This is a genomic window from Sphingobacterium sp. WOUb80, assembly GCF_050058145.1.
In the GTDB taxonomy this organism is placed as follows: Bacteria; Bacteroidota; Bacteroidia; order Sphingobacteriales; family Sphingobacteriaceae; genus Sphingobacterium.
This window is the reverse complement of sequence record NZ_CP165617.1, coordinates 919737-944195: the sequence shown is the minus strand read 5'-3', so window position 1 is coordinate 944195 and position 24459 is coordinate 919737. Positions and strand designations below refer to the sequence as shown.

The following is a 24459-nucleotide window of genomic DNA, read 5'->3' as shown; positions in this document are numbered from 1 at the left end:
TAAAAATTACCGGTGTTCGGTATAGTATAACGACCGGACACCTTCCAATAGAACCTGCTTATCCGAATCACTTAATTTGATAATCTGCGCTTTCGCTCTGATCAATTCATCCAATTGCAATTTGGTACTCACCCCAACAAGTGCTGTTGCTACAGCTGCATTAGAAAGCACATAAGAAAGAGCAACAATCATATTGTCTTTCCCGATACGTTTGGAAAGATTTACCAAGTTTCTCACGATATGGGCCACCTCTCCAGAACTATACTGAAGAAAAGGTTCTATAGGCTTGTTGATAAGGACACCTTTGGCTAATACACCGCGTACAACGATACTTACACCCCGTTCTTCCAATAAGCCACTAATCTCCTCTTCTGGTCTTCTATCCAATAGACTATATTGCATCATCACTGAGGCAATGTCAGATTTGGACAAAAATGTCTTGATGACATTAGGGCGAATTGATGAAAGACCGTAAGCACAGATTTTCCCTTGTTTCTTCAACAACTCAAATGCTTCTACAATCTCCTCTATCGGATCTTCTATGGTACCACCATGTAACTGATAGAGGTCGATGTAATCCGTTTTTAAACGTGACAACGAACCTTCAACAGCCTTGATAATATAATCTTTAGAGGCCTTCCAATCCCATCCGGACCCATCAGCACGCCAAAGGTTACCAACTTTCGACGCCAAAACAATATGCTTGCGAAAGCTTTGCACACTCTCCCCGACGATCATCTCGTTTTGACCCTTATCGTAGAGATCAGCCGTATCGAAGAAAGTGATCCCTTTCTCGTAAGCTTTTTGGATAATATCTTTGGATTGTTTGGACTGATTACCTTTTAGCGACATACAGCCCAAACCTATTTCCGAAACGATTAAGCTTGTATTTCCTAATTTACGTTGTTCCATCTGCACCAATATCAAGCAATTCTACCTCAAACACCAATGTGCTGTTTGCAGGAATTTCACCTGTTGCCCGTTCGCCATACGCTAATCTGCTTGGTATAAAAAATTTATACTTTGCACCTTTGGACATTAACGGGATTCCAATCTGCCAACCTTTGATCACCTGACCCAAGGATAGTTTCAATGGCTCCTTACGATCATATGAGCTATCAAATTGCTTTCCATTCAATAAGGTACCTTTATAATGCACTGTTACCTCATCGTCACTTTTTGGCTTTGGACCTTCGGTTTGATTTAGAACAAGATATTGAATTCCTTCAGCTGTAGATTTCATCCCAGCAACCTTTGCATTTTCGGCAAAAAATTTATCTTCTTCAGCACGGCTAGCAGCCTCTTTTTTAGCACGAACGTCCATGATCGCCTGTTGGATAACAGCTCGTCCTTGGCCTTCTTCCAATAGAGACTTCTCTCCTTTCAACACATCCGAAATTGCTTTTGCAATAACATCTGACTTCAAGTAATCGATCTCAATAGATTTTAGGGAATTTCCGATATCGGCACCAAATGCATAGGACACAGAATCGGCCTTCGTTTTCAGTTGATTTGTTGCACTTGATTTAGTTGCGACGACCTTCTTCGTCGCCGTCGTTTTTGTTTTTTTTTGTTGAGCAAATCCTGTGACCGTTGTCAAGGATAATAGGGCTAATGCAATATACTTCATGTTTGTTTAACGGTGCTTCTGCACGATTTCATTTATAATTTCCTGCGTGATATTAGGGTAATCAACTTCAACCCTAGATTTACTGTTGAGCCAGGCTTCTATCGCCAGCATGTTTTTCTGTTTTAAGCTCGAAATTACAGGCACCCCCATTTCTTCCAATGAAGCGGCATTCAAATGCTGCTCATATTGGTTTTTCATCGGGATAACTAACAGTTTCTTTTTCAAATATAAGGCTTCTGCCGGTGTTTCAAAACCTGCCCCACATAAAACTCCAGAAGAAGAAGCCATACTATCAATAAAAGACTTGTTATTGATGGGCTTGATCGTCACATTTTTCATTTCAAATGCCTTTGAATTATGTTTGCTAAAAACATCCCACTTCACATCAGGAAACTTCATCAAATGCTTTAATAAATGGGCATCGTCATACGCAGGCAGATACACAGTGTAATGCCCCTGGTCTGTTACGTCCAATTCACGAACAGCATTACGAATCACCGGCGGATAGATATGCTTGGAGTAACGCTTGAAATGGAAGCCATAAGAATGTGTAGAGGGCGCATAATTTTTCATAATAAATTTACCCAGCATATCACTCTCATCTGGCTTAGGGCTAGCAGGATCCAAGGCTGCTATCTGATGACTCAGACCAATGCATTCCAAATCCTTGCTGTGACAGGCCCAAGCAGAAATAGGTTCAAAGTCATTGATCACCAAATCGTAGTTTTCTATGGGCAAGCTCTTAATTTCATTCGTAAATTTACGGATCGTCGAACTCATAAACGTTTTCCACAGATCTACTCCTCCGGATTTACCAAAGATAAAACTCAACCCGTGAAAACGATATTTCACTTCGAAAGGTAATGATAGATCCGCTTGAATTCCACTGACCAATACATCTACTTCCCCTAACTCCCTCAAACAGGGAACAATATCCATTGCACGGCTCAAATGTCCATTTCCGGTCCCTTGTACGGCATACAATATCTTCATAACGACTGTATTTTGTATCGGCAAATTAATCAATTTTAACGAGTATCAATATTATTTTATTGTTTAGTTATGTTAAGAAAATATAAATTAACATCAATAAAAAATTCAGTTAATCCATTTTTAATTTTCCTTTATGTATATTTAATATCAACAATTAATTAATAGCCAGTTTGATACCACATGAAGTCCTTATTTTATTGGATGCTCGCTATAGCGACCTCATTAACGCTAACATCGTGGGGATTTTTTGCGCATAAAAAAATCAATCACTATGCCGTCTTTGCCCTCCCAGCAAAGCTGGCAAAATTCTATAAACATAATATAGACCTTATTACTGAAAAAGCTGTCGATCCAGACAAACGCTGCTTCACGGATAGCGCAGAAGGTCCCAGACATTTTATAGATATAGAGGACTATCGCGAAGACAGAATAGTCGATTCGATTCCCATACATTGGTCACAGGCTAAAGAAAAATTTCAGGAGAAAGAATTGTTAAAGAATGGCATTGTGCCCTGGCAAATCAATCTTACTTATCAAAAGCTGGTTAAAGCGTTTCAGACAAAAGATTATAAACGAATCATCAAACATTCAGCAGAACTTGGCCATTACATAGCAGATGCCCACGTACCGCTTCATACCACTAAAAATTATAATGGACAGCTGACGAATCAAATAGGTATACATGCATTCTGGGAAAGCCGCTTACCAGAAATGTTTTCCGAAAAATACAACCTTCTGGTTGGAAAAGCCTCCTATATTAGGGATCCCTTGGCAGAAGCATGGCATATTGTCCGTGAAAGTAATCGCCTTGTCGATTCCGTTCTAGACATCGAAGCCGATCTCAATCATCAATTTAAAGCTTCTCAAAAGAAATCTTTTATTGAACGAAACAACCAGCTGGTCTGGACCTATTCGGACAATTATGCCATGGCTTATCATAAGACAATGAATGGCATGGTGGAAAGGAGAATGCAAAAAGCAATCTTGCGTGTTGCCTCCTATTGGTATTCTGCCTGGCTTGAATCCGGTCAACCTGACCTAAGCAACATTGAAAAAACAAAAATAATTGACAAGCAAGATCCCATTGATATAACTGGAAAAAAACCAATCGGCCGGGAAGAGTGGATGTAGGTAAATAGCAATGTACATCCGGACTACTTACAATGTTAATACCGGACTATTAGTTTTTTAATCAGCTAAGTTACTTTTGCAGCGTAAAAGCTATGAAAAAATCATGTTGAATAAGAAAATTACGTTAACCAAACTTGCAGTAGTGCTGAGTATAGGGGCTGCATCGGCACAGATCAAGGATACCACTGCCTTGAGCGAGGTCATTATTAATCAAAATCGCTTACAGATCCCTTTTTCCAAACAAAGCAAGAATATACAGATATTGACACAGGAAGATATTCAAAGACTGCCAAATCGATCAATCAACGAATTGCTGACGAATATCCCCGGAGTTGATATTCGTCAACGCGGACCATTTGGTTCACAAGCAGATATTAGTATAGATGGTGGTTCTTTTGAACAAACTGCGATCCTGCTCAATGGTGTTAAAATCACCGATCCACAGAGTGCTCATCACAACATGAATCTCCCCGTCCCTCTCGAAGCCATCGAGCGGATCGAAATCATCAGAGGACCAGCATCACGAATTTTCGGTATCAATGCCCTTACTGGTGCCATTAATATTGTAACAAAGAAAATTGAATCAAATCAGATCAGCGCCCAGATATATAGCGGATCCTCATTCAAAGATAATGAACAGACAAGCACAGGGAAGTATTATGGTAAAGGAGTTCAACTTGGATCACAATTCCTCACCAAACAGATAAGCCACGGTTTATATTTTGGCCATGAAGACTCGAATGGACAACGTTACAATACAGCTTCCAACAACAATAAACTCTATTATGACGGGACATACCAACCTAATGCATCCAATCTGGTAAAAGCCAATGTGGGCTATATCAACAATCAATTTGGCGCCAATGGTTACTATGCAGCGCCGAACGATAAGGAAGCTTATGAGCAGGTTAAGACCGCTTTTGCTTCCCTGCAGTCCAAGCATCAATTAACATCGGCATTGTCTATCAGTCCACGCATCAGCAATCGTTATAACGAAGATGAATATTGGTATCTAGGACGAGAAACAACAAAAGGAAGAGCCAAACACTATAGTAATGTTTTTGGCGCAGAAATCAATGCCGCATTGGAGCAGCGCTATGGAACCTTCGGTATAGGGCTGGAAAGTAGATTTGAACATATCAATAGCACCAGTATTGGCCGTCATGATCGCGAGAATTACGGTGGTTATCTAGAATTCAAAACGGAAGCAATCGAAAAGCTGATGATTAATACAGGAGCATATATCAATTACAATTCAAAATTTGGCTGGCAGATCTTCCCGGGCCTCGATTTAGGTTATGATATTACCGAACATTGGAAGATTGTCGTTAACGCAGGATCAAGCCAACGCATTCCTTCTTTTACCGATCTTTACAATAATCAAACTGCCAACATCGGAAATCCAAACCTTACCTCCGAAAATGCCTATCAGATCGAGGGGGGGATCAAATACCTTTCCAATCGAATTGTCGCCCAAGCAGGTTATTTCCACCGTAAAATAGACGATTTCATCGACTGGCAAAAAACCGATGCAAGTGCCGCACCTGGAACAGTTATTCCTTGGAAACCAACCAATATTGGAAAAAACAAAATCGATGGATTCAATGCATCATTCCGATACAATCTCAATGAGCCTAGTGCTGCAACACGCTATTTTACCACCATTAGCTACAATTATCTCAATCCTAGCGTAACGTTAGCCGATGGAGTATTGTCCAAATACGCGATAGAGAGCTTAAGACACCAAGTTATCGTCAACTTTACAATAAACCACAAAAATTGGATGTTAACTACCGCCAACCGGTTTAATGAGCGGATCAGTTACAAATCTTATTTTATCGCTGACGTAAGAGGATCCTACCAGTTCCATGACTTAAACATCTTTGCAGATGTTCAAAATATATTTGACAAGAGTTATATCGAAGCAGCCGCTGTGCCTATGCCGGGACGCTGGTTTAGTCTCGGGGTAAAATACAAACTAAATTACTAAATCCAATAAAGGGCAAAATTAGTTGGCTAAACATTTAGCCATTCGCAATAAAAAACCCCAAATGGTCATTCCATTTGGGGTTTTTCATGGTACCCTCATTATTCAGGCGCTTGCTTCTTTTTTAAACCGACAACAATAGCCTACTTTTTCTTCGGAAGAACAGATAAAATCCCTCCGATTAAATGTTTTTGGAATTCAGGTTCATCATAAGACTCCTCGGTATGCCCCAGACCGGTATAAAATACTTTGCCACCATCGTAGTTCTGTGTCCAGGAAATCGGATGTTGATCGCCCATTTTTCCACCTTGGTAGCTTTTTTCATCTAAATTCATCAAAACATGCAATCCATCTTTCACATCCTTGAAATTATACCATTCATCCTTGTGCCACCAGATCGGATCAAGATGTTTCGTAGCAGCATGTTTTCTATCCAACACATCAATTTTAGCCTTTTGCACAGCAGGGTGAGATGCAAAATACGCACCAACTAGACCATTATACCAGGGCCAGTCAAACTCAGTATCAGTCGCAGCATGGATACCAACAAATCCCTTACCTGATTGGATATACCGCACAAAAGCTTCTTGTTGCGTATCGTCAAGGATATCGCCAGTCGTGCTCAGGAAAATAATAGCGTCGTATTTTTTTAATCCCTGATCTGTAAACAAAGCCGCGTCCTCTGAATGATCAGACTTTATCTTTTCCTTATCCAGTAATTGTTTGAGCACTTCCGCTCCTTTTTCAATACTACCGTGTCTAAATCCTTTTGTTTTACTAAAGATCAGTACTTGTTTTTGCGCGTTAACAGCAATTGATGCTCCAAAAAGGAGAAACAGAAAAATGATGATTCTATTCATGATATAAATGGTTATGATGATTTAAGTTTAGGTTTGCGATTTCCAGCAACAATATTATGCTAAAAATTGAAAGTAGGAAATGCCCTATATTCTCCCGCTATAGGACATTTCCCTTATTTTATGAAGTAATTAACTCCCGATAAAAATCAAGACTTTCTATAATATCGTCTTCGGACACATAGATATCATATTGACAACTGCCAATTTGATCAAGCAGCGCAAAACCAATCTGGTTGGACAGATTTTTCTTATCGTTCCGCATTAAATCCAACAGCGCAGTGTCAATGGAAGAATCAAATGTATAATCCTTAAAGTATCTTCTGAACGTTTGGATCAAATCGTTTAATTCATCCAAGGACAGACCATTTAATTTATGCGACAGATACCCTTCACAAATCATTCCAGCCGCAATAGCTTCTCCATGTAGCAAAGGTGAAGAATCGTTCAGCAAAGAGTATCCTTCAATTGCATGGCCAATCGTATGACCAAAGTTTAAAATTTTACGTAGTCCTTTCTCCTTAGGATCTTCAAGAATAACACGATTTTTGATCGAAACAGAGTGTTTAACCAAGGAATTATCGATTTGATCAATATCAAGTGCCTTTACCTGCTCATAATAAGCGCGATCGAAAATAAGTCCATGTTTGATCACTTCTGCGAAACCCGAGATCAGCTGACGCTGATCTAATGTTTTTAAAAACTGACTTGAAATAAAAACGGCCTGAGGCTGTGCAAATGTTCCAATAATATTTTTTACACTTCCCATATCGATACCGGTCTTGCCTCCTACTGACGCGTCTACTTGGGACAATAATGTCGTTGGGATTTGGATAAAATCCATTCCTCTTTTGAAAGTAGATGCTGCAAATCCGCCCATATCCGTCACAACACCGCCTCCGAGATTGATCATCAACGAGTGTCTATCGGCTCCAAAATCGAGCATGTTATGCCATACACCAATACAGAAGTCAATATTTTTATTCTCCTCCCCCGGATCCACTTCAATGACATCATAATTTGCCAAATTGGGTAAGGCTTGCTGAAATAAAGGCAAACAATTATCTAAGGTATTGGTATCCACCAAAACGATGATCTTTGAGTAATTGCGTTCAGCTAAAAATGCCTCCAAAGAGGCCAACGTATCATCAAAATATACCTGATAGCCCAAACTTTCTATGACTTCCATTCTACGATTCTTTAAGGTTTAAGTTTTCTATTTACCAATATTGTTTAATATTACACCAATTTTATTTGCATCCCATCAAATTCAACAACATCTCCTGGTCTTAATTTGAGTCTTTTCCGATAATCGACCTGCCCATTGTATTTCACATAGCCTTCCTCCACAACCCACTGAGCCATAGCACCATGTTCTACCCAATTTAAAGCTTTAAGTAACTGTATAAGCTGTATATATTCGCCCTCGATTTTAAATTCTTGCATTCCACAAAAATAGTGGTTTCACTGAGGAATACAAGAATAATCATCGTTTTAATGCTTAGTAAATTGCTACATTTGCCTTATTGCAAATAAAGATTATGATTGAGAATTCTGAGCCCAAGACATTATCCTTTGATAATACAGAGATTGCTTTTAAAAGTAAAAGTGATAAGGATTTGGAAAGAGCGTATTGGTTATTCAAAATAATAGCGAATAACTTCTTGACAAAGGTAGGTCCGTCAATGACCAACTTTGCACTGAACATAGGACTGCCAATCCAAGGCATCATCCGTAAAACAATCTTCAAACACTTCTGCGGTGGAGAAACCATCGAGGGTTGCGAAACAGCAATCAACGAATTGGGAGAGAATGGTGTAGGCACAATCTTGGACTATTCTGTTGAAGGAGAAGAAACTGAAAGTGCATTTGATGCATGTTGTAACGAAGTATTGCGTACCGTAGTTGCTGCCAGCAAAAACAAGTACATTCCATTCTCCGTATTTAAACCAACAGGGTTAGGTCGATTTGAATTGTTTGAGAAGGTTAATGCCAAAGAGACACTAACAGAAAGTGAGCAGGCGGAGTACCAACGTATGTTAGATCGTACGGACCGTATCTGCAAAGCCTGTCACGTAGCAGGTGTGAAAGTATTGGTGGATGCTGAACATTCATGGATTCAAGATGCGATCGATGACATTGCTCGCGAGATGATGGAAAAATACAATATGGAAAAACCGATTGTATATAATACATACCAATTGTATCGCAGTGATAAGTTGGCCTCTCTGAAAGCTGATTTTGAATATGCGAAAGTAAGAGGATTTCACATGGGAGCTAAAATCGTACGTGGCGCCTATATGGAAAAAGAACGTGCCCGTGCAGCTCAAAAAGGTTACGCGGATCCGATCCAACCGAACAAAGAAGCTTCCGATAGAGATTATAATGAGGCTATTGAATTTATTTTGGATCATTTGGACAACTTTGGACTTATGGCAGGTACGCACAATGAGGATAGCAGCATGCTATTGGCGAAGGAAATTGACAGACGTGGTATCGATAGATCCACTGATCGTATCTACTTTGCCCAGTTATTGGGGATGTCTGACAACCTTAGCTTTAATTTAGCAGCACACGGTTACAATGTAGCTAAATACATGCCTTATGGACCGGTTAAAGCCGTTATGCCATACCTTTTCCGTAGAGCGCAAGAAAATACATCAGTCGCCGGAGCGACAGGTCGAGAGCTCGGGCTTTTGATCAAAGAAAAACAAAGAAGAAAAGCTAGTCGATAACGACTAGCTTTTTTATAATTGGCAGGCATCAAGTCCATCTACTCAAGGAACTATTCTCAAATGGTCTCCAAGAAACACCCTACTTTTGAAAAGCACAAAAGCACTTTACCTATCACTCGCCTCCCCTTCGTCCTTTTGAAACAAGCTAATTACAAAATCATTCCATATTCTTGAAACTATTATTTATGTTTGCAAACTTTTCCCTTAAAACAGAGTTCATAGTGGAAGGGTGCTCCCCAAGAGCTTAAAAAGAATACAATTTGAAATGGAGGAAAAACTTAGATTATTTGATCTTGCACGTCAACAGATGGGCAAATACCCCAATCTTGACATATTTGCGCACAAAGTGGACGGCAAGTGGAATTATATCAAAACAGCAGATTTTCTTGAACAAGTAGACAGCCTCTCCAAAGGGCTGATTGAACTTGGCGTTAAACCTAACGAAAAAGTTGGTCTCATTGCCGGCAGTAGCATGGAATGGCATCTGATTGATTTTGCAATCCAGCAAATTGGTGCTGTAGTGGTGGCCATCTACCCTAATATTACAGACACAGATTATCAATATATCTTTAATGATGCTGAAATCAGGGTTTGCATTGTCAGCAATAAAAGCTTGTACGACCGCCTGATGAACCTAACGGATTCAATCTATACATTGAAGTATATTTTTTGCATCGCAGATCAAGAAGGAACACGCAGCTGGAAAGAACTTAATGATATAGGCTCTAATTGCTCCCTAGAAAAACTAGCAGCACTACGTGACCAGGTTAAACCTGAAGATCTCGCTACCCTGATCTACACTTCCGGTACAACGGGCAAACCAAAAGGCGTAATGCTCTCGCATAATAATATCTTTTCCAATGTATTGGGCGCAGCAGAAATTACCCCCTGTAAGGCCTACGACCGCGGACTGACCTTCCTACCACCTTGCCACGCCTACGAACGTATGGTTTTATATACCTATATGTATCTTGGCTTTACAATCTATATCGCAGAATCTTTTGATAAGATTGGTGATAATCTGAAGGAAGTAAAACCTCATATCATGACCGTTGTCCCACGTATTCTTGAAAAAGTCTATGAGAAAATTATGAAAACAGGCCACGATCTCACTGGTTTCAAAAGAAAAGTATTTGACTGGTCGGTTTCAGTAGCGGAAGAATATGATCCTAACCCAGAAAAACGAAGCTTTGCCTATAATATGAAACTTAAGCTGGCCAAACAACTTGTCCTTAACAAGTGGTATGAGGCCTTAGGTGGCGAATTACTTACTGTTGCCTCTGGATCAGCTTCTCTTCATAGTAAACTAACACGTGCCTTCTTAGCTGCAGGAATTCCATTATATGAGGGTTACGGCATGACCGAAGCTTCCCCACTCATTTCGGTCAATCATTATATCAAAGGAATACGCATAGGTACTGTTGGCCTTCCCGTCCGTTTTGTCGAAATAAAACTAGCTGAAGACGGAGAAATACTGGTTAAAGGTCCTAACGTCATGATGGGATATTATAAGAATAAGGCCGAAACAGATAAAACCATTATTGATGGATGGCTACATACTGGTGATATTGGCAAATGGGAAGACGAGAAATTTTTGAAAATCATCGACCGAAAAAAAGAAATGTTCAAAATTTCGGGTGGAAAGTACGTCATACCACAACCTATCGAAACCAAGCTCGTTGAATCTAAATTTATTGAACAGGCAATGGTTATCGGTGACGGGATGAAGTTTGCTTCTGCTTTTATTGTACCAAACTATGCCCATTTGTTGGATTGGGCCAGAACAGATGCTCCTGAACTTGCAACCATGACAAAGGATGATTTTCTGACTGACCCTGCCATTGTAAAAAAAGTCAATCAGGAGGTACGTCGTGCAAACCAGCACTTTGGTAACTGGGAGCAGATCAAAAAACCAATTATTTTAAGAGACGAATTTACCATCGAGAATGGGGAATTAACACCTACATTGAAAATGAAACGGAAAGTAATTCTCGAACACCATCAGGAGGAGTTTAACAACCTCTATCAAATGGAGATAGATTAAGGATCAACAAACCAAAATTTTGACATAGCACGCTATATTTATATAAATAAAACATGAAATTATTAAAAGATAGAATTCTTCATGATGGCAAAAGTCTTGAAGGTGGCATACTTAAAGTAGACAACTTCATCAATCATCAGATGGATCCTGTATTGATGAAATCTATCGCAGTTGAATTTGTACGTCGTTTTGCTGACCTCCCGATCAATAAAATCATTACAATTGAAGCAAGCGGAATAGCCCCAGCGATCATGCTTGGCTACCTTCTAGAACTCCCGGTCGTATTTGTAAAAAAAGCGAAACCCACTACCATGGCTGATATGTATGTAAGTCAGGTGCATTCTTTTACTAAAAATAGAACCTATGACATCTGTGTAAGTAAAGAATTTCTTGCCCCCGGAGACAATGTTCTTTTCATAGACGACTTTTTAGCTAATGGGAATGCCGCATTTGGCATGCTCGATCTGGTCAAGCAATCAGGGGCATCATTGCTAGGCATGGGATTTATTATCGAAAAATCTTTTCAGGAAGGCGGCAAGCGATTGAGAGAATTAACTGATTTAAGGATCGTATCTTTAGCACGGATCAAATCACTTGAAGTCAATAAAGTCAGTTTCGAAGAAGATTAAAAGAAAAATAAAAGCCTCATCTTCCTAAAGATTGAGGCTTTTTATTCAAACAACAAGATAAATTCTTTCTAATCCCAACGATAGTCGTTGTAAAAATCTTCAGGATGTCTGCTAATTGCAACATCTTTTACAATCCGGATATTGGCTGCTCCCAAGTTGACATTCAACATAAATGAAGGTACATTTGCCGAAAAATTCCAACGACCATTGCGCATATACACGTAACCTCCCCTATAAGGGTCGTAGAATGTTTTGTAATCTCTAAAGTATACATGGTGTCTACTATCGTAACGATGTGCACTTGCCCAGGCCGGTGCTCCATGACGGTATCCTTTTCGATAAGACTTTGCAACTTCTCTATGATATTTACGATCTTCTTTTTCGCGTTTTTCTAAATATTTTCGATAGTCCTTATCCCTTTTCTCTTCATATTTTCTGCGCTCTTTGTCCTGTTTCCATTCACGTTCATGTCCACGATGTTGAGCTGAAGATTGTTGGGGAGCCATTAAAACCAGCCCTCCAATTGCCAACGCGAAGTATATCATCTTTCTCATAACAGTATAATTTAAATTTAAAAATCAATTCCGCTCTGCCTGTGTTTCATTCTTTTTTACAAGCGTTTCTATGGGTATGACTTCAATGTTTGAACAAAGGTTTAATCGATCACGACGAATTTAATTTGTCCGGCAATATATAGAATCCATTACTCCAATTTAACGTATCTTTGTACCATGTCAAATACGGGATATATCACAGAAGATACCATTGTTGCATTAGCGACATCTTCCGGAACAAATGGAGCTATTGCTGTCATACGCGTTTCGGGTCAGCATGCCATAAAAATTACGAACGAAATATTTAAAGGGAAGAACCTGCTTCAACAAGCATCACATACCATCCATTTTGGAACCATACGGGATGGCGAAGAGATCATTGACGAGGTATTGGTCTCCTTATTTGTAGCCCCGAACTCCTATACGCGAGAAAATTCGGTGGAAATATCAACACATAACTCCAAATATATTATTGAGCGCGTTGTTAATTTACTGATCAAAAAAGGAGCGCGTGCGGCCCGTCCGGGAGAATTTACCCTACGTGCATTTCTCAATGGCGGAATGGATTTATCCCAAGCAGAAGCAGTTGCCGATTTAATTGCATCCAATTCTGCAGCCTCACATCAAGTGGCGATGCAGCAAATGCGAGGCGGTTTTTCCAATCAGCTTAAATCCCTTCGCGAAGATCTCATACACTTTGCTTCACTGATTGAGTTAGAGCTTGATTTTTCGGAAGAAGATGTGGAATTTGCAAACAGAGATCAACTTAAAAATCTAATTAATAAAATACAGGTCATTGTTCAAAAATTAGTGCAATCTTTTGAACAGGGGAACGTCCTGAAAAATGGTGTCCCTGTCGTCATTGCCGGAAAACCTAATGTTGGGAAATCAACGCTATTGAACGCTTTTTTAAACGAAGAGCGTGCTATTGTTTCTGACATCGCAGGAACTACTCGCGACACCATTGAAGATGAAATTAATATTCATGGTGTCACATTCCGATTTATTGACACAGCAGGTATACGTGAGACGGCAGATGTTATTGAAGCAAAAGGTGTTGAGCGTACCCGTGAAAAGATGAAACAGGCACGATTGATCATTTATCTTTTCGATCCTACACAAGACAAAGTTGAAGAAGTACAAGCTCAATTACCTGAAATCGAGCGCCTACAAATTCCATTTGTTACCATTATCAATAAATCAGATTTGCTTTCTGAGGCGCAAAAAGACGTTTACAATGTCCTTAATCCGCTTTACATTTCAGCAAAAGAGCAGACCGGTGTCGAGGAACTGAAAGACGAATTGATCAATCGTGTACAATTAGGAAATTTAAATACCGATGATGTTATGGTCACCAACATCCGTCACGTAGAAGCGTTACAAAAAACAGCAGATTCATTGGAACGCGTTATATATGGTATTGACAATCCTGTCACTTCAGATTTTCTAGCCATGGATATTCGTCAAGCCTTATATCATCTTGGTGAAATTACAGGTAGTGTTTCTACAGACGATTTATTGGATAATATCTTTTCGAAGTTCTGTATCGGAAAATAAACAAATAAAATATAACAAGCCAACACACTGAAAATAAACAAACTTACAGAACTCCATTTTGTAGTATTTAACGAGTCAGTTGGCTTTTTTTGCACCAGGATAATCTTTGGAAATGATTGTCAGACCAATAAATAATGAGGTGGTTTCTTATAAGGGATCACCTCATTATTGTCTGTTTCTCTATTTGCAATATTCATTAATTCGTTCTTTTGCATATTCTGCTCCGTTGTCAAGTGCCTTATTCCAATTTTCGCAAGCTCTCCTTTTGTCTTTTAAATTGAAATAAGTGTTTCCTAAATTAAAATATGCTTGTTGTTTTGCTTCCTGCTCTAGTTTGTCAAGTTTCAAAATTGTTTCGTAGTCAGCGATTGCACCCTGATAATCTCCATTTTGGTCTTTAAGTCCACCACGATTTATTAAAGCACTTACAAATTTTGGTGCAATTTCTAATGCTTTGTCGTAGTCTTTAAGTGCCGATTTCCAGATGTACAGTTCGTTTTTCACTATAGCTCTTGAATAGTAAGCATTTGGGTCTGTTGGGTCAATTTGGATGGCAAAGTTCCAATTAAATATTGCGCCGCTTAAATCTCCATTGTTATAACATGCTAAACCTTTGTCAAAATAATAGTCAGTCTTTGTCGTGTCAATGACTGGAAATTTCTGGTTTCTCTGGTCAAAGGGGCCACCGTAAGCGTCAAGTTTTGCGTCGAATTCAAAGCCTCTTTTATACATATCCAAACTCCAGAAAAGTAAGTTGTCGGCTGTCATTGGAATTTCATTTGTCTCTCCGTTTAATTCCCACAGTTTCTCGTATTTTTTAACTTCTTGAACAGTATATGGATAATGTACCTTGATAAATTCTCCAAGTTTTTGTAAGTTCTCTTTTTTGTCTGAGATAAAAGTGAAGTCCATTTTTGTCAAGCAGTTGTCTTTAAGACCACTCTTGACCATATTATTAAAAACGTCTTCGGCAGAAACTATTTCTTTGCTATATCCCTTAACAAAATCGTCCCAAGTGAAGAATTTCTGTTCCATTTTCTTTTGTCCGTAGACTGTTAAGGCTGTTAGTAAAAGTAATAGTGTCAATATCTTATTTCTCATTCGATGGGTCGGTTTTAAATTCAATCAAAGTAATTCAACGCTCCTTTTACCAATTCAACGTTAGCGCTAGTTTTCTTGAATTAGTTATACTTATAGTTCCAACTGTCTTCAAAGTAAATTTTCTCATTTCCATTATCCCAAACACTAAAAATTCTACCATTTGAAGTTTCAAACGATTCTTTGTCTCCTTTAAATCCCAAAATTCCTTTTATCCATAAATCGTCTTCGACATTTGCTATTTTTATAGCAGTTTCTTTCGTTTTTCCGTCTCCAGTCTCAAAAATTGTTTCTAAAACCATTTTTAATCTTGCACCTAAATAATTGTTATCTGTTGTCCCCTTTTTTTGTTGACAACCACAAACAGGAATCAATGTGGAGAGTTCTACAGGATTTTTCGCCAAATTTGAGTAGCCCAATTTCAATATTTTAGAACAGTTATTTTTTACAACCGCTTTTCTGAAATTATCCTCGTTTGGGTTGTCTAAAAAAGCGAGCCCACTTCCTTTTTTATATATTTGACCGTAATACAAAAATTTAATTTCTTCACTTGATATTTTTTCAGGTTCAGTTCTTATTTTATTTAATAAATTAGGATAGAAATACTGTGAAGATGGATTTTCTATTTCTGTTTTAATTCTTTCTTCGAATTCATTGGAAACTTGATTTTTTTGAGCATATAAAAACGTATTCAAAAAAATCAACATTAGAATTGAATTTAGTATTTTCATTTTCAAGTGGACAGTTTTTAAAGTGGTAGTTAAGTCTCTAATATACGCAATTCACAAAATTAGAAAATAGATTTTATGGAATCAAATTTCTTGGTTTGCGGATCAAAACGATATTGTATGACATGGTTATGGACCAGGCCCTGGTCAGAAGTTAAGGTTTTGAACGCATATGTATTGACCCGGCTCCAAACTGAAGATTGCCCTAAGTATTCTCAATACAAAAAATGGCATTATTGAGACAGCTATTCTTTATACCCCTAACCATATACCCCTAACCATGTTACCACATTGCGATCACATTCGTAAGTTAAACTGGAATAATACCATTTTTACAGGGATATAGCAGGGGGTTAACAAGGGTTTACCCCTGTTAACCCCCTGTTATCCCCCTGTTAAACCCCTACTAATAGTAGACCTGGTATAAATTAATTAATACGTTTTGTAGGAAAAAATGAAAATCAGTTTTACAAGGAAGCGCTTCCAAAAGATTGCTATTAAATAGCCATGAAAATAGCACTATTTAAACAGCCCTATTAGGCAATAGAATTCCTAAAACCAGATGTTTAGATCTGACTAAAAATCCTTTATTTACCACTCGAAACAGCAGTTCGAAATACTGGAAATTTACACAAATTGCTTAGGTCTGTCTTTTTCTGCTGCTCTTGCGGCAATCTCATCAATGCGTTTTTTGCGGGTATCTGGTCTTTTGGCGAGAACAATCCATTGCAACATCATTTTTTTGACGGATTTACTCAATCCAAGAAAATAATCTTTTGAACCAGCATAATGTTGAAATGCTTCATCCAAATCCTCGGGAATAATTAATTCTTCCACACTGTCCAAAATTGACCAAGAGCCATTTTCTTGTGCTATTTTTATAACCTCATGCCCCGCTGGAGTCATCAGATTTGCATCGATTAGTTTTTTTACTTTTTCTTTGTTAATTTTAGACCAGGTACTATTGGGTTTTCTTCGGCTAAATAACTGCATGAATGAATAGGCATCAATCGGCCTCCTCGTGCTATCAATCCAGCCAAAACACAAAGCTTCATCCACAAGTTCTGTCCAGTTGACCACCGGTAAATTTGATTTTTTAGTATTACAGATCACCCAAATTGATTGTGCTATGTGATGATTGTTCTCAAGCCAAAATCGCCACTCTTCCTTTGTATTCAGGTAAATAGTGATTCTCTCCGCCGAATTCTTTTTGATCATTTATTTAGTTTTTTAGTCCTTACTGGTATGAATAAAATTTGTCTATTGTGAAAATACGTTTTTTTTGAATACTAGTCATCCATGTTCTGCAGAACAACAACGACCAGCTTGTCCTATTGACAAACTCAAATTATTCAGCAGCATTTTCATTCTTAAATTTTAAGAATATATCTTTTGGGAACTAATAGAAGTATTAAGAGTAGAACAATTTGTATACAGATTACTAAAAACAAAATAGTTTGAGTTCGAAAAGCAAGTTCAGAGACTCGTTTTGCGTTTCCGCGCCGTAAATCGATCTGATTTTTCAGCACATGCTTTTCACAGCTGTCAATATCAGCCCGCAGCTCTATTTTCCATTTTTCCTCATTTGCCAAATGATTATTTTTCGTAGGCGCCAAGTCGATAGCGTCGAATAGTGTAAAAAAAAACCAACAACAGCCAAGAATGGTAATTAAAGTCAAGCTAATCAGGATTTTATTTATCATACGTATTTATTTTTGCATTTCGTTTCAAATAATAAGTCCTTAAAAAAATTACGATCAACACAGAAGTTAATCCCGAAACCAGAATAGACGAAAACTGGAAAATAGCTTCACCAAACGCTTTACTGTCGCCAAAACACTGTACTGCGTTTCCCCATATATCAGTGCCCATAGCCCCCTCATAAATACATTTCCGACAAGCCCAATATTCGGGAAGTATAATTCCGAGATAAATTGGTAACAAAATACCATAACAAGTAAGAAGAATAATTGTTATTGCACGAATCAATTTCATATTATCTATATACCTAAACCTTTTATTCGTTAAACACCACAATCGCCAATTTACAGTATTACAATATCTAAAAAATCAATAGTTTATATGTGTTGGCAATCATTTATAATTCGTTAGCGATCCATCAATTTACACAAACGTTTGTGTATTCCATTTACTTGAATCTCTAATTTATTCTCAGTATACTCGTGATAACATTATAATCAATTACCCAGAACGGCAGCTTAAAAAATAGACTAAACAGACAGTAAAGCAACATTACCGGAATACGGACTAATATATTCTTATAGAAACATATTTTAAAACGCTAAAAAAATGAAACAAACCGGTTTAAAAATCAAGCAGAAATGGAAGTTCTTCTCCATGTTCATCACCTGCTATTTACCTCACTTATTGAGTATGGCTCAATCCAGCACGCCGATTCTCCGTATCGGTATCATGGCCGATATGCAATACGCTGATAAAACAGATCATGGCAGCCGGTTCTACCACAATTCTTTAATGAAGGTCGATACGGCCGTAGATTTCTTCAATCGCAATAAGGTCGATTTTTCATTGATTCTTGGCGATCTTGTGGATGAAGGTCCAAAAGATCTACCTGTACTGTTAAAACATCTCTCCCCTTTAAAAAAAACGAAGTATTGTCTACTTGGAAACCACGACTACGTCAACGTATCCAACCCCGATCTATTGCACAGTACTTTTGGGATGCCAGCTAAATACTACGCATTTACAAAAGGAAAATGGCGATTTGTATTCTTAAACACAAATGCACTTAGTGAATATGCCACAACAGCCAATTCAGCAGAGCGGAGCGAATGGAAATTATTGGTCGATAGCCTACAAGCAAATGGAAGAAAAAACACGCAACCCTGGAATGGCGGAGTTGATCATAAACAGCTCTTATGGCTACAAAACGAACTTGCCCAAGCGCGGAAAAACAAGGAGCATGTAATCGTATTAACACATCATCCATTATTGCCAGAAAATGGCTATGAAACACTCAATAACAGACAAGTTCTTGCTATACTCTACAAATTTTCCGAAGTAAAACTGGTGCTTTCAGGTCATAATCATAAAGGCAATTTTGTACAGGAAAACAATATTCCTTTTGTCACTATGGAGGGTATGATTGAAACTCCTGCCAGCAATGCCTATGGCTTATTGGAACTTTATCCAAAAGAGATCAAAATTAAAGGCCACGGCAGGCTCACTTCACGAGTTTTTAAGTTTTAATCAAAACAAAGTTCTATCCGGAGATTATTCAAGCTATCGTTAATGACATGAAGATAAAACACCCTCAAAAGCTTTCGCTTTTGAGGGTGTTTTTTATTGAATGGGTTTAGACAAAAATACTATTCCATGGTTGGATTAAATGTTCCGCCCCAATCTTTATTCTGCTTGATATTTGGGTTCTTATCAATGACCGACTGCGCGACGGGAAAGAAATAATAGGTATCGGGTACCAAATTCACTTTGTTTCCTGTACTGGGCACCTGCAAGACGCTATATTTGAACTGATTTTCTTTCAACGAATATGTCTTGGCCAATGCATTGGCATCATCCAGATTCATCTCCGTTCCGTTTGCGTTTACTGCAATGGCTTCAACTCCATGTTTGGTTGTATTGTTCAGTATATTGAGCTTACGTAACCTTCTTAAATCCCAAAAACGATGTCCTTCAAAACAGAACTCAATGTTACGCTCTGCCAAAATAGCTTCACGCATTTGTTCCTTCGTGGTCGCTGTTATACCATATTTATTGTCCGCACCGGGTTCGATTCCCGCTCTTTTTCTGATTTGCGTAACCAGGTCTAAGGCTGTCGCAAAATCTCCTGTTTCATTTGCCGTTTCAGCATAATTCAATAGAACCTCGGCATAGCGCATCAACACAAAGTCGACGTCATACTGCGTTTCCACTTCGGTTTGCTTTAATGACAGTTTGGAATTTTTCAAGATAAAAAATCCACTATATCGATCCAAATTGGACGATGGAGTTTTTGCCTTCGGGTTAATGCCAAAGTCATCTAAAGCCGGAGCAATACCTACAGAAGTGTATTGTCTTTTGCCGGTCTTGCCGGAAACTTCATAAATCTTGGCATTCCACACGATAGATTTTTCAAAACGCGGATCCCGGTTCTCCCAATAGGATTGTAAAAATTGATCTTCGTTCTTATGATATTTACCTGTTTGATCTGAATATAATTTTCCATCTTTCATTGGAAATGCCTTTACAAATTCCCAGGATGGAACGGAACCTGCTGGCCCCCTACTTTCAGATCCCGGACGTACACCATTATCCCAACTGGCAACTTTATTCGGATAGGCGTTAATCACAGCAAAAACAACCTCCGGTCCCTTTTCTACCAGGGCAATGTTGGAATAATCAGGAGTCAAACTATAGCCATCCGCCTTAAGCTGATCATAAGCTAATTTATTTGCGGTATTGGCCTCCTGCCAATAGGCATTTCCATAAGGATTGGAAGGGTTAAACTGTGGAGAAGCCTTATATAATAGTACCTTTGCTTTAAAAGCGGTTGCAAAATCACCATCGATTTTCCCATAATCGGCCGTTCCTTTTGCAATTGTTTTTGGCAACTGTGAAATAGCCTGATCCAGATCTTTAACGATCAGATCAAAGCATTCTTTTGTCGAATTGCGGGGAACATTAAGATCATCATTTTTTAGATCTTGCGGTACCGTAATATAAGGAACACCGCCATGGATCCTAACCATGTTAAAATACATAAAGGCACGCATAAACAACGCCTGACCAATCACCGTTTTTTTAAAATCGTCTTTTAGTGAACTACTTTCATTGACTTTCTGTATTGCCGTATTGATTTTCCGGATGGTTGTGTAATCCCATGATTTGTAAGAACCATTGTTGACGGTAACCGCATCCAATGGAAAAGCGATCCCAATTAGTTGTTCCGAATTTCCATCCGCACCAGAATTCCAGTTACCAAATAGTGGATATAAATTGGCAAGATAACCGTTGACTAAATTTGGATCGGCCCATACCTTGGCTTCATCCAGCGAATTGAGGTCCTCAATGTCCAATACATTTTTACAGGAGGATATACACAAAGCCAAGGCAATTAAAGGATAATATATTTTTTTCATCTTTTTCTCATTTAAAATTTAACATCGAGTCCAAACGTGAAGGTTTTCATGACTGGATAAGAATCGTACAGTTTTTGCTCTGGGTCATGGAACTCTTTCATCGGTGAAAAAACAAACAAATTGGTTCCATTGAAAAACAAGTTGACATCTTTTACGCGTATCTTCTCGGTCATGCTTTTTGGCAATCGATAAGACACATTAATATCGCGCAATCGCAGATAGGCTCCATTTCTTATCCAGAATGACGAAGGTGCTGCACCGGACTCGGCCCAATCCGAGCGGCCTGTTGGCCGTGGATATTTGGCATCGGTATTATCCGGTGTCCAGACATCGGAAGCCCAAATCGGGTAATATGGACGGAAGGTATCGCCGTGTTGGCGCATGCCACCGCCTTCTTGATTGCTGATCATCCGATCATAGGCAAGAACCCCCTGAAATAAGGCGGAGACATAGAAGCCCTTCCAGCTTGCATTGAATCCAAACCCATAATTGATGCGCGGAGAATTATTGTCCGACAATAGCTGCATATCGTTGTCATCAATTTTTCCATCCGGACCACCTGAATAGTTTGTCCCTTGGACATCTTTGTACAAGATCATTCCTGGAAAAGGATCCCTTCCGTAAGTCGTAAATCCCTTTGCCTTCAGTGCATCAGCTTCGGCTTGCGTCCTTACCAGACCCAGCGCTTCAAAACCAATAATTCTATTTTCAGGCCGTCCAATTCTAGACCGAAAATACTGAGGCTGCCCATTGGTATATGCTGGTTCTTCATCAAAGATGTCCCAACGGTCTTTCGCATAACCCAGATTGGCATTGAGACCATAAGCCACCTCACCAACCCTGTCATTCCAGTTCAAAGAAATCTCCCCCCCTTTATAACTTCTCGCCGCATAATTTTCGGGAGCAAGCAAACGTCCATAATTATCGGGGACTTTCAGTGATCTTCTGCCAAGAATATTGGTTTCCTTACGTGAAAACAGATCGAGGCTACCAGTCAGTTTATTATTGACAAATCCAAAATCCAAGCCCAAATTGACACTTTTGGAAGTTGTCCAGGTTAAATTCTGCGTTGGTGTTGCGCCATACGCAATACCATTGTAATAGCGGTCACCAAACATATAGCCACCAGAGGTGGTATACTTCTCTAAATAGCCAAATTGACCGATCCGATCGGCATTTACATCCAAATCATTACCCGTGGTACCATAAGAAGCCCTGAACTTCAAGTCCGATATCGTATTTTTTATATCCGTAAAGAAGTTCTCGTCCGATACACGCCAGGCTGCCGAGACCGAAGGAAAAAAGCCCCAACGCTTATCTTTAGGGAACAAAGGTGATCCATCGTAACGAAAAGAAAACTCAGCAATGTACTTATCCGCATAATTGTAGTTGGCGCGACCAATGATGCCACGTCTCGAATCAACTGTTTCATTGGCAGTTGTCGACCGAAAGTTACGATCTGTAGGATAAATAAACATTTGATCTAGGGCTGTAATTGGATTTTCTGCCCGTGAGGTGACATAAGTCCCTCCTTTTTTGGACTGTTCATAAACCAATGTTCCATCCACAGCATGTTTACCAAACTTGCGGTTATAGTTTAAAAACCAGTTTACCTGATATTCCCACAGTCGTTGTGGGCTGTAGTCCATAAAAGGCTGGCTCTGACTAAAAGTAAAGATATTGATACTTGCTTCTGATGGCGGAGCTGGTATAAAGCGGTTGTCATTCGGGTTTAAGGGGGTAAAGGTATAGTTCTTTTGAAAGCTCATATAACGCTTACGCATATAGTCTTGGGCAATGTAACTTCCGACAACTTTTGTCGATAGACCTTGCACCAATTTATCAAGCTTTAAGTTTAAGGTCATAATAGGATTGACCTGCCGCACTTTACGGTCTATATAGCGATCTCCGATGACCTGATCGATCACATTCCAGGCCTGCCAGCTTCCCATAGGCGTCTGTACGGGATAAGCTGTTGGTGTATTGCTCGGTGTCCCGTCTGCATTCAGGTAAAACGGATACATCTTTGGCCAGTTGAAGGTAACACGATAGAAATCGGATACATCAAAATCATCATCATTGGAAGATGTGCTAAACGGCCAGAAAAAGCGCTTCGAGTTGGTTTGGTTAGCTGAAATATTAAAATCCATGCTAAAATCCTCTGTAATTTGGGCAGAGATATTGCTTCTCAGATTAAACTTCTCATGGTCCAGTGATTTGTAAGACCCATTTTCTTTACGGTAGCTCAGCAAGCTATAATAGGTAATTTTGTCACCGCCGCCATTGACTGATATGGATTGTCGATGTGTAAATGGATTTCGCCAGATAACGTCATTGGCATTGTAATTTTTGTCCTTAAAATAATCAAACTCCTTTTGACCGTTAGGAATAGCATTACCACGAAACTCCGCAACCCTATTTTGATAAGTTAATTCATCTTGCGCAGTCGTTAAATTAGCAAGGAGCTCCTGTGTTGGCGTATTGAAGGTATAATTACTTTGTACATTAAAAACAGGGGCCTGCGCCGTTCCTTTTTTAGTCGTCACAACAACAACGCCATTACCGGCCCGTGTACCGTATACTGCCGCAGTTGCCGCATCTTTTAAGAAGGTCATTTGGTCAACCTCGTTCGCTTCAAGCACATCAAATGCAGCTTTATCGCGAACCACGCCATCAATTACATAAAGTGGCTCGGCAAAACTCCCCCGAATACGTAAGCTCGACGACGCTCCCGCCATCCCCGAAGTATTGGTGACATTTACCCCCGCTGCTCTACCGGCCAAAGAATTGGAAAGATTTGAACTGGGGATGTTTTTTAACTGTTCTGCATTGACGGTAGCGACCGAACCGGTGATATTTCCTTTCCGCTGCTTACCATAGCCAATGATCACGACCTCTTCAAGTGCTTGATCACTCGATACCATGACCACGTTCACATTACCTGTGGAAACGGCCACCTCCTGTTTTGTAAACCCTTGGTAGTTCACGACCAAAACATCACCACGCTTTGCTCGAATAGAAAAAATACCTTGTTGATTGGAGGACGCTTGAACGGATGTTCCTTTGACGGTGATGGTGGCGCCGGCTAATACCTGACCTTTCTCATCTTTAACGACCCCTGTGACCTGATCTTGAGCTGCAATAGCATTAGTCGGCTCCAGATTCAGCCCGTAAGAATCGGGCTGATTAAACAGCAGGCAGAGCCCCAAAAGGCTAATGGGTCTTGCCTTTCCATGAAGAAAAAAATTTCTCATCATAATTACAAATTGGTTTAAAATAATAAAGAACCTGTAGGTTCAACTTTGGTTTATTTATTTTCACTGATTTCTTTTTATAAAAAACAGTAAAAGTGGATTAGATTGTCTATTAAATTTAGAAAACAAAATCTTATTAACG

19 protein-coding genes are annotated in these 24459 nt (G+C 39.2%); 7 read left to right on the top strand and 12 right to left on the bottom strand.

The window, feature by feature from the left end; genetic code table 11:
• Positions 1-6: 6 nt before the first annotated feature.
• From AB1Z56_RS03690 to AB1Z56_RS03680, 3 genes are read right to left on the bottom strand one after another with little or no spacing between them, the layout of a single operon-like run.
• Complete coding sequence (locus tag AB1Z56_RS03690) at positions 7-912, bottom strand: aldo/keto reductase (protein ID WP_426791109.1); 906 nt, start codon at positions 910-912, stop codon at positions 7-9.
• Positions 899-1630 (bottom strand): FKBP-type peptidyl-prolyl cis-trans isomerase, encoded by a 732-nt coding sequence (locus AB1Z56_RS03685; protein ID WP_426791108.1) that lies wholly within the window; start codon positions 1628-1630, stop codon positions 899-901. Before AB1Z56_RS03685 ends, AB1Z56_RS03690 begins: the two co-directional genes overlap by 14 nt.
• A gap of 6 nt (positions 1631-1636) precedes the next feature.
• The gene (locus tag AB1Z56_RS03680) at positions 1637-2623 is read right to left on the bottom strand and encodes a glycosyltransferase family protein (protein ID WP_309361327.1); all 987 of its coding nucleotides are present in this window, start codon (positions 2621-2623) and stop codon (positions 1637-1639) included.
• A gap of 180 nt (positions 2624-2803) precedes the next feature.
• Here AB1Z56_RS03680 and AB1Z56_RS03675 point away from each other — a divergent pair, with 180 nt between their 5' ends.
• Complete coding sequence (locus AB1Z56_RS03675; protein ID WP_426791107.1) at positions 2804-3754, top strand: zinc dependent phospholipase C family protein; 951 nt, start codon at positions 2804-2806, stop codon at positions 3752-3754.
• A 103-nt stretch (positions 3755-3857) separates the two neighbouring features.
• A complete protein-coding gene (locus AB1Z56_RS03670) occupies positions 3858-5744 on the top strand; it encodes a TonB-dependent receptor plug domain-containing protein (protein WP_426791106.1) in 1887 nt (628 codons plus the stop codon).
• Between the two features lie 140 nt (positions 5745-5884).
• On the opposite strand, the gene AB1Z56_RS03665 is transcribed toward AB1Z56_RS03670, so the two are convergent.
• The 3 genes from AB1Z56_RS03665 to AB1Z56_RS03655 all read right to left on the bottom strand — a co-directional run bounded on the left by AB1Z56_RS03665 (position 5885) and on the right by AB1Z56_RS03655 (position 8044).
• On the bottom strand, positions 5885-6601 hold the full coding sequence (locus tag AB1Z56_RS03665) for a ThuA domain-containing protein (protein WP_313265774.1): 717 nt from the start codon (positions 6599-6601) through the stop codon (positions 5885-5887).
• Positions 6602-6719: 118 nt separating this feature from the next.
• On the bottom strand, positions 6720-7787 hold the full coding sequence (gene aroB, locus AB1Z56_RS03660; RefSeq protein ID WP_309361335.1) for a 3-dehydroquinate synthase: 1068 nt from the start codon (positions 7785-7787) through the stop codon (positions 6720-6722).
• Between the two features lie 50 nt (positions 7788-7837).
• Positions 7838-8044, bottom strand: coding sequence for an RNA-binding S4 domain-containing protein (locus tag AB1Z56_RS03655; RefSeq protein ID WP_309361337.1), 207 nt, complete (start codon positions 8042-8044; stop codon positions 7838-7840).
• Positions 8045-8139: 95 nt separating this feature from the next.
• Between AB1Z56_RS03655 and AB1Z56_RS03650 the strand changes: the two genes are divergently transcribed.
• From AB1Z56_RS03650 to xpt, 3 genes are all read left to right on the top strand, one after another.
• On the top strand, positions 8140-9333 hold the full coding sequence (locus AB1Z56_RS03650; protein ID WP_313265776.1) for a proline dehydrogenase family protein: 1194 nt from the start codon (positions 8140-8142) through the stop codon (positions 9331-9333).
• Positions 9334-9598: 265 nt separating this feature from the next.
• Positions 9599-11377 carry an AMP-dependent synthetase/ligase gene (locus tag AB1Z56_RS03645; RefSeq protein WP_426791105.1) on the top strand — a complete coding sequence of 593 codons (1779 nt, stop codon included), beginning with the start codon at positions 9599-9601 and terminating at the stop codon, positions 11375-11377.
• Between the two features lie 53 nt (positions 11378-11430).
• A complete protein-coding gene (xpt, locus tag AB1Z56_RS03640) occupies positions 11431-12006 on the top strand; it encodes a xanthine phosphoribosyltransferase (RefSeq protein WP_309361343.1) in 576 nt (191 codons plus the stop codon).
• A 68-nt stretch (positions 12007-12074) separates the two neighbouring features.
• On the opposite strand, the gene AB1Z56_RS03635 is transcribed toward xpt, so the two are convergent.
• Positions 12075-12560: a hypothetical protein gene (locus AB1Z56_RS03635; protein ID WP_309361345.1), complete on the bottom strand. Its 486-nt coding sequence runs from the start codon at positions 12558-12560 to the stop codon at positions 12075-12077.
• Positions 12561-12737: 177 nt separating this feature from the next.
• On the opposite strand from AB1Z56_RS03635, the gene mnmE reads away from it, so the two are divergent.
• On the top strand, positions 12738-14117 hold the full coding sequence (mnmE, locus tag AB1Z56_RS03630; protein ID WP_313265785.1) for a tRNA uridine-5-carboxymethylaminomethyl(34) synthesis GTPase MnmE: 1380 nt from the start codon (positions 12738-12740) through the stop codon (positions 14115-14117).
• 180 nt (positions 14118-14297) lie between these two features.
• Here the strand turns inward: mnmE and AB1Z56_RS03625 are convergent, their stop codons facing one another.
• The 3 genes from AB1Z56_RS03625 to AB1Z56_RS03615 form a co-directional block, all read right to left on the bottom strand.
• On the bottom strand, positions 14298-15218 hold the full coding sequence (locus AB1Z56_RS03625) for a tetratricopeptide repeat protein (RefSeq protein WP_426791104.1): 921 nt from the start codon (positions 15216-15218) through the stop codon (positions 14298-14300).
• 80 nt (positions 15219-15298) lie between these two features.
• The gene (locus tag AB1Z56_RS03620) at positions 15299-15946 is read right to left on the bottom strand and encodes a DUF4919 domain-containing protein (RefSeq protein ID WP_309361351.1); all 648 of its coding nucleotides are present in this window, start codon (positions 15944-15946) and stop codon (positions 15299-15301) included.
• 624 nt (positions 15947-16570) lie between these two features.
• A complete protein-coding gene (locus tag AB1Z56_RS03615) occupies positions 16571-17161 on the bottom strand; it encodes a YdeI/OmpD-associated family protein (RefSeq protein ID WP_426791103.1) in 591 nt (196 codons plus the stop codon).
• Positions 17162-18253: 1092 nt separating this feature from the next.
• Here AB1Z56_RS03615 and AB1Z56_RS03610 point away from each other — a divergent pair.
• A complete protein-coding gene (locus AB1Z56_RS03610) occupies positions 18254-19174 on the top strand; it encodes a metallophosphoesterase (protein WP_426791102.1) in 921 nt (306 codons plus the stop codon).
• Between the two features lie 119 nt (positions 19175-19293).
• Here the strand turns inward: AB1Z56_RS03610 and AB1Z56_RS03605 are convergent, their stop codons facing one another.
• Together AB1Z56_RS03605 and AB1Z56_RS03600 are read right to left on the bottom strand one after the other, a co-directional pair.
• Positions 19294-21063 (bottom strand): RagB/SusD family nutrient uptake outer membrane protein, encoded by a 1770-nt coding sequence (locus tag AB1Z56_RS03605; protein WP_426791101.1) that lies wholly within the window; start codon positions 21061-21063, stop codon positions 19294-19296.
• A gap of 11 nt (positions 21064-21074) precedes the next feature.
• Complete coding sequence (locus tag AB1Z56_RS03600) at positions 21075-24320, bottom strand: SusC/RagA family TonB-linked outer membrane protein (protein ID WP_309361359.1); 3246 nt, start codon at positions 24318-24320, stop codon at positions 21075-21077.
• Positions 24321-24459: the final 139 nt, after the last annotated feature.